At 67.5% G+C, this 13,576-nt stretch carries 13 protein-coding genes and 1 tRNA gene; 10 read left to right on the top strand and 4 right to left on the bottom strand.

Annotated elements, in window-relative coordinates; genetic code table 11:
* Positions 1–638: 638 nt before the first annotated feature.
* Positions 639–1,349 carry a L,D-transpeptidase gene (locus MFF24_RS27775; RefSeq protein ID WP_238229114.1) on the top strand — a complete coding sequence of 237 codons (711 nt, stop codon included), beginning with the start codon at positions 639–641 and terminating at the stop codon, positions 1,347–1,349.
* A gap of 87 nt (positions 1,350–1,436) precedes the next feature.
* Positions 1,437–1,571: a hypothetical protein gene (locus MFF24_RS28945; RefSeq protein WP_283214562.1), complete on the top strand. Its 135-nt coding sequence runs from the start codon at positions 1,437–1,439 to the stop codon at positions 1,569–1,571.
* A 107-nt stretch (positions 1,572–1,678) separates the two neighbouring features.
* On the opposite strand, the gene MFF24_RS27770 is transcribed toward MFF24_RS28945, so the two are convergent.
* Positions 1,679–2,116 (bottom strand): DUF3597 domain-containing protein, encoded by a 438-nt coding sequence (locus tag MFF24_RS27770; protein ID WP_108941395.1) that lies wholly within the window; start codon positions 2,114–2,116, stop codon positions 1,679–1,681.
* A 241-nt stretch (positions 2,117–2,357) separates the two neighbouring features.
* Here MFF24_RS27770 and MFF24_RS27765 point away from each other — a divergent pair, with 241 nt between their 5' ends.
* The 5 genes from MFF24_RS27765 (at position 2,358) to MFF24_RS27745 (ending at position 5,752) form a co-directional block, all read left to right on the top strand.
* A complete protein-coding gene (locus MFF24_RS27765; protein WP_238229113.1) occupies positions 2,358–3,371 on the top strand; it encodes an ABC transporter substrate-binding protein in 1,014 nt (337 codons plus the stop codon).
* 23 nt (positions 3,372–3,394) lie between these two features.
* Entirely contained in the window at positions 3,395–4,147 is a 753-nt protein-coding gene (locus MFF24_RS27760) for an ABC transporter permease (protein WP_238229112.1), read from the top strand.
* Positions 4,148–4,167: 20 nt separating this feature from the next.
* Positions 4,168–4,938, top strand: a complete 771-nt coding sequence (locus tag MFF24_RS27755) for an ABC transporter ATP-binding protein (RefSeq protein WP_133091648.1) — start codon at positions 4,168–4,170, stop codon at positions 4,936–4,938.
* Positions 4,939–5,037: 99 nt separating this feature from the next.
* Complete coding sequence (locus tag MFF24_RS27750) at positions 5,038–5,472, top strand: tellurite resistance TerB family protein (RefSeq protein ID WP_108943015.1); 435 nt, start codon at positions 5,038–5,040, stop codon at positions 5,470–5,472.
* 88 nt (positions 5,473–5,560) lie between these two features.
* Complete coding sequence (locus MFF24_RS27745) at positions 5,561–5,752, top strand: hypothetical protein (RefSeq protein WP_108941392.1); 192 nt, start codon at positions 5,561–5,563, stop codon at positions 5,750–5,752.
* A 43-nt stretch (positions 5,753–5,795) separates the two neighbouring features.
* Here MFF24_RS27745 and MFF24_RS27740 read toward each other — a convergent pair whose 3' ends face one another.
* Both MFF24_RS27740 and MFF24_RS27735 read right to left on the bottom strand, forming a co-directional pair.
* On the bottom strand, positions 5,796–7,415 hold the full coding sequence (locus MFF24_RS27740) for a peptide chain release factor 3 (protein ID WP_238229115.1): 1,620 nt from the start codon (positions 7,413–7,415) through the stop codon (positions 5,796–5,798).
* Positions 7,416–7,635: 220 nt separating this feature from the next.
* Positions 7,636–8,385 (bottom strand): SDR family oxidoreductase, encoded by a 750-nt coding sequence (locus MFF24_RS27735; protein WP_238229111.1) that lies wholly within the window; start codon positions 8,383–8,385, stop codon positions 7,636–7,638.
* A gap of 183 nt (positions 8,386–8,568) precedes the next feature.
* Between MFF24_RS27735 and MFF24_RS27730 the strand changes: the two genes are divergently transcribed.
* Both MFF24_RS27730 and MFF24_RS27725 read left to right on the top strand, forming a co-directional pair.
* Positions 8,569–8,643 (top strand) — tRNA-Gln (locus tag MFF24_RS27730).
* 321 nt (positions 8,644–8,964) lie between these two features.
* Complete coding sequence (locus MFF24_RS27725; protein ID WP_238229110.1) at positions 8,965–11,193, top strand: tyrosine-type recombinase/integrase; 2,229 nt, start codon at positions 8,965–8,967, stop codon at positions 11,191–11,193.
* Between the two features lie 348 nt (positions 11,194–11,541).
* Here the strand turns inward: MFF24_RS27725 and MFF24_RS27720 are convergent, their stop codons facing one another.
* Complete coding sequence (locus MFF24_RS27720) at positions 11,542–12,537, bottom strand: alpha/beta hydrolase (RefSeq protein WP_238229109.1); 996 nt, start codon at positions 12,535–12,537, stop codon at positions 11,542–11,544.
* Between the two features lie 292 nt (positions 12,538–12,829).
* Here MFF24_RS27720 and MFF24_RS27715 point away from each other — a divergent pair.
* The coding region (locus MFF24_RS27715) for a TonB-dependent receptor plug domain-containing protein (protein ID WP_238229108.1) at positions 12,830–13,576 on the top strand (747 nt) is incomplete at its 3' end.

The raw sequence follows: 13,576 nt of genomic DNA, 5'->3' as shown, positions 1-13,576 counted from the left end.
CAACGGCTCCAACTCACCCCACTGTGCGTCTGACAGCATCACGTCTCCTCATTCGAAACCGAGAAAACGCCAAAATTCGCAATCCGTTCAGGCGACGACAGGCCCTAGCTCCAAATGACAGTTTGCGCTGGGCTTCGTGAGCCTGACGCGCTCTCCGCTTGGGCTCACCGAGCCCGGCGGCTTCCGCTCTGTCGGGAGGGCTTGAGCCGTGACGACGCCTGCCGCCGCGCTCCATCGTCGCCTATCAGGTCGGTGTGGCATCTCGCAGAAGTCTGCGACGCTGATCTTCAGGAATCGCTGCACATCGCCCAGAGGGGACGGGCGCCCGCCTATGAGGCCGCCGGCTTTGTGCTCGGCCGCGGCCGACCCGCCGATCATGCCCGAGAGGGCATCGTTCGCCGCTGTCGCAACGCCGGAGGCGCCCGCCGCGACGAGTGAAGTGCCGATGGCATTGATGATCGACATTCCGGCCACGAGCACGACCGGGCGCAGGGCTCGACCGTGAGGCCATCGGTCGACAGCTCACGCCGCACTTGCCAGGTGCATCGCGTGGCCGCAATCTCAGCTTAGCAGGAGGATGATCGGGCGAATGCCGGAGTCTCGCCCATCGGACTGCAGGATTTGGAAAGTCCAAGACGATGACGATCGATGTTCGGCGGGCCCATGCCGATGGCTTGAACGAGACCGCCCTTTCCCGGTCTCGGGATCGGCTTCTCGACCGGCGCTCGTTCCTGGCTGGCTCGGCCGCCGGTATCGGCGCATTCGGGCTCGGCGGCTGCGTGACCTCCGACGGCACGATGGTGGCCGAGGCAGCGAAGGTCTACGGGCCGATGCCGGACGAAAAATTTCCGATCCCGGCGGTCGATATCCGCAAGGTTGATCCGAAGTACTACCGCCGGACGGTTCGATACGAGACCAAGGAGGCGCCCGGAACGATCGTCGTCGATCCCCGCAACTACTACGTCTACCGCATCGAGGGCGACGGCTCGGCGACCCGCTACGGTGCCAATGTCGGACGTGACGGGTTCTTGTGGAGCGGTGACGCCTATGTCGGCCGTAAGTCCGAGTGGGCAACCTGGACACCGCCCAAGGAGATGATCCGGCGACAGCCCGAGGCGGCCAAATACGCGCGCGGGATGCCGGGCGGCCTCGACAACCCGCTCGGGGCCCGCACCCTTCATCTCTACCAGAACGGCGCCTACACGCTCTACACCATCTACGCCAGCAGCGATCCCGAATCGATCGGCAGCGGCATTACGAGCGGCTGCGTCGGCCTGCTCAGTCAGGATATGATCCACCTCTACGCGCGAACCCCGGTCAAGACGAAGGTGGTGGTCCTGCCGGCATAGCGGGAGGCGGCAGCCTTGATGGATCCGGCGCGATCACGACGCGTCGGAGCTACCAAATCGCACGGCGCCGCACGGGGCCTGTCGGGCTTGAGCGCACGCTGCCGTCCGGTCGCGGTCGATGGTCCGGTCGCCGAGGCCGAGCGGCGGCGCCTCGACGCGGTCTTCGCCGGCGCCCTGAGCGAGCAGTGTGCGTGGGACGCCGCGAGCGCCTGGGCCGCTTGACGATCGGCAGCATGGAGAGATGACAAGGAAAGGGCGGCGGCAGGGATCCTGCCGCCGCCCTCTCCCTTTCGAAATGTCGCCGACGGACTTTCGCCGCCGCGAAGGACTCAGTCCTTGAGATCGGCGGGCACCTTGCCGCCATTCTCCTCGAGCTTCTTGATGACCTGCTTGTGCAGCCAGACGTTCATCGAGGCCGAGTCGTTCTTGTCGCCGGTGTAGTGCAGCTCGTCGGCGAGCTGCTGGCGGGCGTGCAGGCTCGAATCGAGATCGAGCAGCTTCATCAGATCGACGATCGAGGTGCGCCAGTTCAGCTTCTGCGGGTTCTTCGCGGCGAGGTCGTTGAGCACGGCCTCGACATCGACCGATCCGCCCGAAGAGGTGCCGCCGCTGGTGGGCGTGGAGGCCGGGGCGCTGCCGCCGCCGGAGGACGGCTGGGCCTGGGTCTCGGAAGGCTTGGAGGACGACGTGCCGGCCTCGGCGGCCTGCGCCTCCGACGAGCCGAACGGGTGGAGGATCTTGCTGACGATGCTGCCGATGAGGCTCATGGCGTGAGGTATCCTGTCGTCTGTCCCGCGGCGTGGGTGCCGCTTTCGGCTGGGTAAACGGCAGGAGGAACAGGCCGTTCCGTCGCAGGCCGGCAAAGCGTCGCCGCTCGAGCGGCTGTGTCACCGGTCCGATGAGGCTGGCGGCCTGCGACGGCAGAGGGCGACGGAGGGCGGGTGCGTTTGGAAGATCGCGCCTGCTGTGCCATGGGGGACGCCGTTCGGCTCCCTGGAACCCGTATCGATGCGCAATCTGTTCAAGGCCTTTGCCCTGATCACGGGGCTTGTCGCCCTTCCTGTCTCCGTCGCCGCCCAGACGGTGCCCGTGCGCATCGGCGTGATTCCGGTGATCGGAGCCGCGCCGGTCTTCGTCGCCAACGGCGAGGGCTGGCTGAAGGAGGCCGGGCTGGCACCGGCCTTCACCACCTTCGAGTCCGGCCCCAACATGATCCAGGCGCTGGCGTCGGGCACCATCGACGTCTACGTCGCCGGCATCGCGCCGCTCGCGGTCGCCCGCACCAAGGGCATCGACGTGCGGGTCGTGGCCGCCACCGCCATTGAGGAGATGGTGTTCGTGGCCGCTCCCAAGCTCGCGCCCTACTTCGCCTCCGCCCCGAGCAAGGCCGAGGCCTTCAAGCAGTTCAAGGCCAAGGAGGGCCGCCCCGCACGGCTCGCCACGCAGCCGCCGGGCTCGGTGCCGAACACCACCCTCCAGCACTGGCTCTGGCAGGTGGCGAAAGCCGACAAGGCCGATGTCGAGATCGTCGCCATGGGTATCGACGCAACGCAGCAGGCGCTGCTCGCCGGCGCCGTCGACGGCGCCTCGATCCGCGAGCCGGCGCTGACCATCGTCCAGGGGCGCAACCCGAAGATCGCGCTGATCGCCACCGGCGGGGAGATGTTCCCCGACCAGCCGGGGACGGTGGTGGCCGTCTACGGCAAGTTCGCCGACGCCAACCCGAAGGCGGTGGAGGGCCTCGTCTCGGCGCTCGTGAAGGCGACCGACCTCCTGAAGACCGACCCGGCCCGCGCCGCGCCCCCGGTCGAGGCGGCGCTCGGCAAGGGCATCACCGACGTCGCCACGATCCAGAAGGCGCTCTCCTCGCCGGCCGCGAAATTTGTCGCCGACCCGCGCACGATCATCGAGGCGACGAAGAAGATGCAAGCCTATCAGGTCTCGATCGGCACCCTGGACAAGGAAGCGCCGACTGACGGCCTGTTCGACGCCAAGCCGTTCGACGCGGCCAAGAAGCCCTGATTTCCTCCACGCCCCCTGACGCCATGAACCCGTTCCGCTCGGCCGCTCTCGCGGCCGCGGGGCTCGCCGCCTTCCTCGCCCTGTGGGAGGCCGCGCCCCGGCTCGACCTCATCAACCCGGCCTTCCTGCCGCCGCCCTCCTCTCTCCCTGCGGCCTTCGCGCGAGAGATCGCGAGCGGTGCGTGGCTGCGCGCGGTGGCCGAGAGCCTGAGCCACTACGTGGTCGGGCTCGGCGTGGGCGCGGGCGCCGGCATCGCGCTCGGTCTCCTCTCCGGCATGTTCCGCTGGTTCGAGAGCCTGACCGCCTGGATCGTGCGGCTGCTGCGCCCGATCCCCGGCCTCGCCTGGGTGCCGTTCGCGATCATCTGGTTCGGCGTTCAACCCTCGGCGGCCGTGTTCATCATTGCCATCGGCGTGTTCTGGATCGTGTTCTTTGCGACCCAAGGCGCGGTGCGCGGCGTCGACCGCGACCTGATCGAGGTGGCCCAGGCCTTCGGCTTTCGCGGGCCGTTCGCACGCCTCTTCAAGATCCTGCTGCCGGCGGCCACCCCCGGCATCCTCGTGGGCCTGCGCACGGCGCTCGGCCAGGCCTGGATGGCGGTGGTCGCCGCCGAGATCTTCGGGGTGCCCGGCATCGGCGCGCGGATGATGCAGGCCTCTTCGCTCCTCTCCACCGACATCCTTGTGGTCTACATGCTGACCATGGCCGGGCTCTACGGCCTGTTCGACACCGGCTTCGTCGCCCTGCAGGGCTGGCTGCTGCGGTGGCGCGCATGAATGCGACGACGAGTGCGGCGATGAGCACGGCGCAGCCCCCCATCATCGACATCCGCGGCTTGAGCCTCGCCTACGAACGCGACGGGCGGCGCACGGAGATCCTGTCCGCCCTCGACCTCGCCGTGCCGCGCGGTCAGTTCCTTGTCATCGTCGGCGAGTCCGGCGTCGGCAAATCGACGCTCCTGCGGGTTCTGATCGATCTGGCCAAGCCCAGCACCGGCACGGTCCATCTCGACACCGATCCCCAGAAGACCCGGACGCCGATGGCGCTCGTGTTCCAGGACGCGCGGCTGCTGCCCTGGCGGCGGGTGATCGACAACGTCGCCTTCGGCCTGGAGCGGCACGGCCTGTCCAAGTCCGAGCGCCGGGAACGGGCGGCGGCGATGCTCAAGCTCGTCGGCCTGTCCGACCTCGCTGGCCGCTGGCCGCACCAGCTCTCCGGCGGGCAGCGCCAGCGCATCGCCATCGCCCGCGCGCTTGCGGTGGAACCCGAAGTGCTCTTGATGGACGAGCCGTTCTCGGCGCTCGACAGCTTCACCCGCGAAGGCCTGCAGGACGAGATCCAGCGCATCAAGGCGCAGACGGGCAAGACGGTGCTGTTCGTGACCCACGACATCGACGAGGCGGTCTATCTCGCCGACCGGGTCGTGGTGCTGGCCGGCAGCCCCGGCCGGATCGCGGCGGACGTCACCCTCGCGCCGCCCCGTCCGCGCCAGCGCCGGGACGCCGCCCTGGTCGAGGCGGCCCGCCACCTGCGGGCGGAACTATCGCGGCGCTCGGCGGAACTGTGAGAGATCCGTCAAGCTTGCCATCTTGACGGTGCGCCGCCCGCATTGGAACCATCGGTGCGGCGCCGTGCGGTCGGGGATCTGCGCCTGGGAGAGTGCAAGATGGGGTTTTTTCAGGACGCCCTCGTCCGTCTCAACCGGGTGGTGATGTCCTACGCGGGCGATACCGAGTTCATGCACGCGGCGGTCTCCGCTGCGGCCAACGTGATCGTCGCCGACGGCGACACCGACGAGGAGGAGATCGAGGCGGCCCTCGTCAGCATGCGGGCCAACCCCATCCTCCAGAAATCCTACGACACGCTCAGCCTGGAGAAGGCGCTGTTCGAGGCGCTCGCCCGCGCCGAGCTGCGCGCCGGACGCCTGGAGAACAGCCAGCACGTCGCCGCCATCGCCGAGCGCCCCCTGGAGCAGCGCCAGCACGTCTTCCTGATCGCGGCGGACGTGGCCGACAAGGGCGGCATCACCGAGAGCGAGCACCGGGTGCTCGACGAACTGGCCCAGGCGCTCGACGTGGACAAGGCGGCGCTGCTCGGTTGAAGCCGCGCGCGCAGGCCCCCTGCCCGCGTGGCCTCTTCTCCCGGACGGTGCCGGGCCTTATCTTCACGGCTCGGACAGGAGGATGGCCATGTACAAGGTGACGGGAACGGACCCTTCGGGCCGCACCCTGGCCTTTGCCTGCGGCACGGACGAGCAGGCCCTCGAGAAGACCTGGGAGCTGGCCGGTCGCGGCTTTCGCGACATCGTCGTCGCCGATCCGAAGGGACGCGAGATGAGCGCGATCGCCTTCGAGCGCGCGCTCGATCTCGCCTACGATTGAGAACGGCCGGAGCCGGTCGAGCGCGGCGGGGCGGAGGCTCCGATCACGCCGCCCGCTTCTGGTAATCCTTCACGTCGGTGAACCGGATCTTCTCCCAGCGCTCCTCCTCGTAACGCAACGAGAAGGCGGTGGTGGCCATGAAGACCGGGGCGCCGTCGAGGTCGCTCGCCATAGCCGAGCCGTGGGCATTGACGAATTTGTCGATCTCGGCCTCCGACTCCGCCTCGATCCAGCGGCAGACGGAGAACCGGCTCGTCTCGAAGTCGATCGGCAGGCCGTATTCCGCCTGCAGCCGCTCCTTCAGCACGTCGAGCTGCAGGGCGCCGACGACGCCGACGATGGCGGGGGAGCCGTCCTGCGGGATGAAGACCTGCACGACGCCCTCCTCGCCCATCTGCTGGAGCGCTTCCCGGAGCTTCTTGGCCTTCATCGCGTCGGTGAGCTTGATCCGCCGCATGATCTCCGGGGCGAAGCTCGGCACGCCCCGGAACACGATCTCCTCGCCCTCGGTCAGCGTGTCGCCGATGCGCAGCGTTCCGTGGTTGGGAATGCCGACCACGTCGCCGGCATAGGCCTCGTCGGCGATCGCCCGGTCCTGAGCGAAGAAGAATTGCGGCGCCGAGAGCGACATCGGCTTGCCCGTGCGCACGAGCTTGGCCTTCATGCCGCGCCGGAGCTGGCCCGAGCAGACCCGCATGAAGGCGATGCGGTCGCGGTGGTTCGGATCCATGTTCGCCTGGATCTTGAACACGAAGCCGGTCATCTTCGGCTCGGTGGGCTGGACGGCGCGCTTGTCCGTCTCCTGGCCCCGCGGCGGCGGCGCGAAGCGGGCCAGCCCGTCGATGAGGTCGCGCACGCCGAAATTCCGCAGCGCCGAGCCGAAGAAGACCGGTGTCAGGTGTCCCTCGCGGAAGGCGGCAAGATCGAAGCTCTTGAGGCCGCCCTCGGCCAGTTCCACCTCCTCGCGCCACGCATCCGCCGCGCCGTTCTCGGTCAGCAGTTCATCGAACAGCGGATCGTTGAACCCGGAGACGGGAATCGTGCCGGCATCATCCGCCGCGTCGAGCCGGCGCACCCGGTTGCCGCCGAGTTCGTAGGTGCCGGCGAAGTTGCGCCCGAGCCCGATCGGCCAGGTCACGGGGGCCACGTCGAGGGCCAGCGTCTTCTCGATCTCGTCGAGGGTCTCGAACGGGTCGCGTGCCTCGCGGTCGAGCTTGTTCACGAAGGTGACGATCGGGATGTCCCGCAGCCGGCACACCTCGAAGAGTTTTCGCGTGCGGGCCTCGATGCCCTTGGCCGCATCGATCACCATCACGGCCGAATCCACCGCCGTCAGCGTGCGATAGGTGTCCTCCGAGAAGTCCTCGTGGCCCGGCGTGTCGAGCAGGTTGAAGACGCAGTCGCCGTACTCGAAGGTCATCACCGAGGTGACCACCGAGATGCCGCGCTCCTTCTCGATCCCCATCCAGTCGGAGCGGGTCGAGACCCGGTTGCGCTTCGCCTTGACCTCGCCCGCGAGCTGGATCGCGCCGCCGAACAGCAGCAGCTTCTCGGTCAGCGTGGTCTTGCCCGCATCCGGGTGGGAGATAATCGCGAAGGTGCGCCGCCGCGCCACCGGATCGGCTTTGGGGTCGGCGGGTTTGGAGTCGGTCTGCATCAGCATGGCGGATACCGGCCGCCGCATTGCGGACGGCCGCTCGTCTCGAAAGGGGCTGGCAAGGGGAGCTAGAGCATCGTGCTGGATATCAGATCCAGCGCGATGCTCTATCCTCTTGTTGATGCATCGTCTTTTTCCGAAAGCCGGTGGCCATCTTTCGGGATGATGCTCTTGGTGCTGTCCCGCTCTCTACGCGTTCCGCGCGGCCGACGCAAAGCGGCCTCCCCTACCCTCGCCCGACGAAGGGCATGCCCGTCGCCATCACGGTCATGAACAGGACGTTGGCCGAGAGCGGCAGCCCGGCCATGTAGACGACGGCCTCCGCGACATGCGCCGCCTCCATGTACGGTTCGGGCCGGATCGAGCCATCGGCCTGCCGCGCGCCCTGCCCGAAGCTCTGCGTCATCTCCGTCTCGGCATTGCCGACATCGATCTGCCCGCAGGCGATGTCGAAGGGGCGTCCGTCGAGCGCGGTGGCGCGGGTCAGTCCGGTGATCGCATGCTTGGTGGCGCTGTAGGGCGCCGACATCGGCCGCGGGGCGTAGGCCGCGATCGAGCCGTTGTTGATGATGCGCCCGCCCCGCGGCGCCTGCCGACGCATCATCCCGAAGGCGGCGCGGGTGCAGAGGAAAGCGCCGGTGAGGTTCACATTGACGCTGGCGAGCCAATCCGCAACCGAAACCTCGTCCACGGTGGCGGCGGGTGTGAAGATCCCGGCATTGTTGAACAGCAGGTCGATCCGACCGAAGCGCGCTTCGACGGCGGCGAACAGGGTCTCGACGGCGCGCGGATCGGACACGTCGGTCGGCACGCGTAGCGCCTCGCCCGGCAGTTCCGCGGCGACCCGCTCCAGCGCCTCTCCCCGCCGTCCGGCCAGCACCAGCCGCCACCCGGCCTGCGCCAATCCGAGCGCCACCGCCCGCCCGATGCCGGACCCCGCGCCGGTCACCACCGCGACCCGATCATCCCTAGCCATGGCCTTCCTCCCTTCGGCCGATCATAAGGCGTCGCGCCGATCCAGTGCAGGGGCGCTATGCCGTGATACGATCTCGGCCTGCCGCACTCGTCGTACAAAATCGCCGCCGGCTCACGGCCGACGCGTTCAAGCCGGTTGCCAGCCCTGCCCGGCCCGTCTAGAGAACCGGCGTCTTGGAGCCGATGGGGCGTCGCCAAGTGGTAAGGCAGCGGTTTTTGGTACCGCCATTCCCAGGTTCGAATCCTGGCGCCCCAGCCAAGCCTCAGCTAAGTCATTGATCTGATTGCGATCCGTGCTCGGCCGCTCCCGCGGCTGCGCCGATTGTACGCAGAGCTGTTGCACGCGCTTGTCCACAGGGGCAGGCCGTTGACGATTTGTTCTAACGTGTACCGACGCGGTGCGGTATACTGGTGGCGTAGGCGATTCCGTTGCGATGAGCGGACGCGACCGCTTGGTGCCTCTGTTAAGGGGAATTCCACCACGGTCGCTCTGAGCCTGGGCACGACCGACCCATCCAGTGCGCGCACACTCGGCTGGGCGCTCAACGCGGAAAGCCTCCGCGTCCGGGACGATCCCGCCATGCGCACCACCAGTCAGATCCGTGACCACCTGCGCGCCTATGTCGACCGGGAGCGAGGCGCGCGGTTGACGCGTCTGCAGCGCGACCTCGATCCGCCGCGTGATCCGCTCGTCGGCGATTGGCCCGCGCTGATGGAGAGACGCGCCCGAGAGTACCGCATCTTCGGACGCCTGCAGGCCCTAGCCGCTGAGGAAGGCTTCGAAGCCGGGTACGACAGCGAACTCGATGCTCGCCTGAAGCAGGAAGGCTTCAGCCTGATGGAACGCGGAGCGATCAGGCGGCGCATCACGAATGGCTACCTGCGCGATCTCGGACGCCCGGACGAGACCGGGCGGCTCACGCCGCCCCGCGCCTACCTCGAGGCGATGCTGATGAGCATGGACGAGCCCGTGACCGAAGCGGGCCTGATCCGATGCCTACGCGGCCTCGCGGCTGTCTCCGGCCATGTCTCGCGCGAGTTCGCTGCAACTTATGCCAAGGCCCGTTGCGATCCGCGTGAGGCCTGGGCCAACCTCTCTGCCATGCGCGCCAGGGGCGAGATGCTACGCGACGAGCTGGGCTGGGCCTCGTCCGACTTCGATGGCGCCGACAGCTTCGAATGGGGCGACTTCGAGATCCACGCTCCGCCGATACTTCGGCAGACCGCGATTGATTATGATGGTGGTCCTACCCCTCCCCTATCTGAAGCTGCCCGTCATCCCGCATCCGAGCAGGGCCCTGCACCGGCCAGGAAACACCCACCCGCTCCGCCAGCACCTGCGTCGTACCCTTCGGAAACGGAGGCCGCCGCTCCAGAAGCGGTTCCAAAACCATCGCGTGTGCGGTCCGAGCTTGATGGCGAGGATGCCGTCCAAGATACCGCCGACCGCGCTACAGACCGCGAACAGCGAGTTCAGGACGATGCGAGCACGGGCGTAGTAGCCGTCTCCGAGTCCATCACGAACTCTCTGACGACGATGGTCGAAGAGCTCATCATCCACAAAGGTGTCACCTGGGACGAGAAGACCCAGCGGCAGCATCGGGCCGTCGCCAGGATGCTGGGCGACATCGCCGGGACGGACGACCTGCGGCGGATCACGCACGCGCATCTCGCCGCCTACGTCCAGAACCTCTCGAACCTGCCCAAATCCTACGGCAAGAGTTCACGCGATGCGGATCTGTCGATTGCAGATCTCATTGAGCGTGGACGAACGATGCGGGCCGCGGGTCAGGCCGAGAAGGTTGGGCTCAGTCCCGCGACGGTCAACCGGCATATCACCCAGCTCTCGACGATCGCGAAGTACTGCCGCGCCAATCAGCGCCCGATCGGGAAGGTCGAGCTCCTGAGCGACTTCCGGCTGATCGATCCGGAGCGGGATGGTGAGAAGCGACCGGCCTTCGAGGTTCACGAGGTAGAGAAGCTGTTCGCGCATCCCGTTTGGACCTCGACGGCCTCGGAGCCGGAGATGCTGCGGATCGCGCGGAGGCAACAGATTTTCGCGGCCGTCTACTGGCTGCCACTTCTCGGCTACTACTCCTGCGCGCGCTTGTCCGAGCTGGCCTATCTCGAACTCGGCGACATCGACGTGGAGCGGGGCACGCTCAAGATCCAACCGACACGCCGGCGGCGTCTCAAGAATGCGGTGTCTCGCCGGACGCTGCCGATCCATCCTGAACTCATCCGCCTCGGCTTCCTGGATTTCGTGCGGACCAAAGCGGGCGGGCAACACGATCTGATCTTCTCGGAGATCGCCCAGCTCGGCGAGAACACACCCCTGTCGAACCTGTTCGACAAGCGCTGGACAGTCGTTCTGGACGAAGCCGTGCCGTCGGCGCGAGAGGAGGGAAAGACGTTCCATTCCTTCCGGCATTTCGGCAACACGGAGATGATCAGGCGGTTGGTGCTCGATCCGATCCGCGAGTCGATGCTGGGCCATGAGGGCGCCACGGTGAACTCGCGCAACTACAAGAAGACGCTCAAACCCGAAGACCTGCTCACGGCCATCGCGGCCATACCTGAAGTCACGCGGGGTCTGCGGACGTATGACTGGGCGCTTCTTGGAACAGTGATCACTGACGGCTTGTCGAAGGAGGGCGCGATGGGGAGGCGACGGCGATCACGACGCCCGTCATCCTCTTCATCGGCTCATCCATTCACGCGCAAAGACGACGCCGTGGGATCTGGACGGTCTCCGCCGACAACGGAGTTCCGTTCACGTCCAGACCAGAAGCCGCTCCACGCGACTTGAAGCCTGATGCGGCATGCCCCGATCATACAGCCGACCCTCGCCGCTTCTCCAATGCGTACGCTCAAGCAGCTCAGCTGGCGTTTCTCATTTGCGCCATAAGCCGACATTGGCCCGGACTGCGCCTAACCGCCGCTTTTCACCCGTTGGAGACATTTGTTGGCACGGAGCTGTACGGCCGAAGTGCGGTCTCCCGCGCGGTCAAGCAGAGGGCTGATCGCGCTTCGATCCGAGGCACAAGCCATCCCACGCGCCGCCACTTCAAGAAGATCGTGCGCCGCGTTCCTTCGCCAAACATCCGCGGTCGTAGCACGAGGCGCGGCGGATCCACCGGCCATCCGCGCCACCAGCCTACTTCAAGCCTTCGCTCGGGCAGGACTCGGGATGAATCGGGAAGGCGAAGGCCGCCGCCTCATTGAGCGCCTCCGGCAGCACGCTCATATGGGTGCGGCCAGGGATCAGCTGGAAGCGGCTCGTCACGCCGGGATGGCGGCCGAGCCGTTCCGCCATGGCGCGCGCCCGCTCGACCGTGCTCGCCTCTCGTAGGCGGGCGAGGCGCTGTTCCCGGTCGGGCAGCGCCTGCTGGAACGGCGCCAACTCCGCCTCATAGGCACCGGCCAGCAGCAGCAGCTGGGCGCAGACCGGCGATCCTTTCTCGAAGGCGTCGATGCTGGGCAGCAGCGATCCGTCCTCCCAGAAGATGCTGGGGCTGGCGGCGATCCAGTGGGAGAACGCGTCGGGCGCGCGGACGAGCGCGTAGAGAACGAACAGGCCGCCAAAGGAATGCCCAAACAAGGCCTGCCTCGAACGATTGATTGGGCAGCGCCGGGCGATCTCGTCCCTGAGCTCCCGCGTCACGAATTCGAGGAAGGCGGCAGCTCCACCGGTGCGCAGCTCTGGGCCGCCCGGCTTGTAGGGCGGGTAGGTCCGGCCCGGCGGCGGGGTGTAGTCCCATGAGCGGGCCACGCTGTCGTAAGCCTCCTCCGTTGCGGATCCGATCGCGACGATGGCGAAGCGGGAGCCGACACCGCTGCCAGGCGGATAGGCCGCCTGCACCCGCTCGATGTCGATGGCCGTACCGGCCAGGGCGTTGCCGTCGAGCAGGGTGAGGCAGGGCCACCCGGCCGCGGGCGCCTCGCCGGGCGGGACGTAGAGCGTGATGCGCCGGTGGGCGCGGCCCTCGCCAGCCCCGAGAGCGAAGCGGACTGTCCCGGGAAGCACGGCGGGGCCGTCCGCCTCCGTCGCCGCCCGGGCCGGGGCACGAAGCGAGAGCCCGATCCCGGCCGCCAACCCCAGGGAGAACTTCATCGAGAGCCGGAGCATCGCGCGGCGCGAGAGGCGTGTCATCGGACGGCGTTCCTCGCGGGCGACGGCCGGTTGCAGCGGTGGAGCATGGGGCGGCGTTCTCCTCGCGATCTGTTAGGCTGCGGGCAGGCGATCGATAGTGTGCGAGCTGAAAAGTATAGACATCATCTCGCAGGCGGCAAAATCCCTGCTACAAGAATCATACAAAGAACATTCATGCGCATCGATTTATATTAATTCAAAACTGGGAGAATTTTCGAGCAAATTGGCTTGTCTTTTGTACCAATCGCCTTCAAAGCCGTTTAAGGCCAAGCTTGAAACCACCGTCCGCACCATGCTCCTGCCCCGCCGCCGTCTCGCCGGCCTGCTTCTCGCCTCCACGGTGCTGTCGTCGGCCCTACCCCTCGCCTCTCCCGCACTGGCGCAGCAGGCCAGCGTCGAGCTGAGCGAGCTGTCAGTCGAGGGCAGCCGGAGCGGGACCGGCCGCAGCGGGGCGGGCGGCAACGTCGCGGTCTCCCAGGACAGCGCCGCCACGAGCGGCGGAGGCGGCGGCCCGAGCGGGGTGACTGGCTATACCGCCCGCGTCAGTCCGACCGCGACCAAGACCAACACGCCGCTGCTGGAGACGCCGCAATCGGTCACGGTGCTCACCCGCGAGGCACTCAACGACCGCAACGTCCAGACCCTCAACGAGGCGATCGGCTACGTGGCCGGCGTCTCCTCGAACGTCTTCGGCTTCGATCCGCGCTTCGATTCCTTCTACGTGCGCGGCTTCAGCCTGACCTATGACGGCATCTTCCGCGACGGCCTGCGCCAGATTGCGTCGGGCCTGACCGTGCCGCGTATCGAGCCCTATGGCATCGAGGCGGCCACGATCCTGCGCGGGCCGGCCTCCGGGCTCTACGGCCTCGGCTCGCCTGGCGGCATCCTCGATGTCACCACCAAGCGACCGGTCTTCACGCGCTTCGGTGAGGTGCAGCTGCAGGTCGGCAACTTCGACCGCTACCAGGGCAATTTCGACATCGGTGGCCCGGTCGAAGGCACGGACGGAACGCTCGCCTACCGCATCACCGGCATCAAG

The sequence above is a fragment of the Methylorubrum aminovorans genome, from assembly GCF_022179725.1.
GTDB classification, from domain to species: Bacteria; Pseudomonadota; Alphaproteobacteria; order Rhizobiales; family Beijerinckiaceae; genus Methylobacterium; species Methylobacterium aminovorans.
The sequence above is the reverse complement of the archived record's forward strand: the minus strand, read 5'-3'. Positions and strand labels throughout refer to the sequence as shown.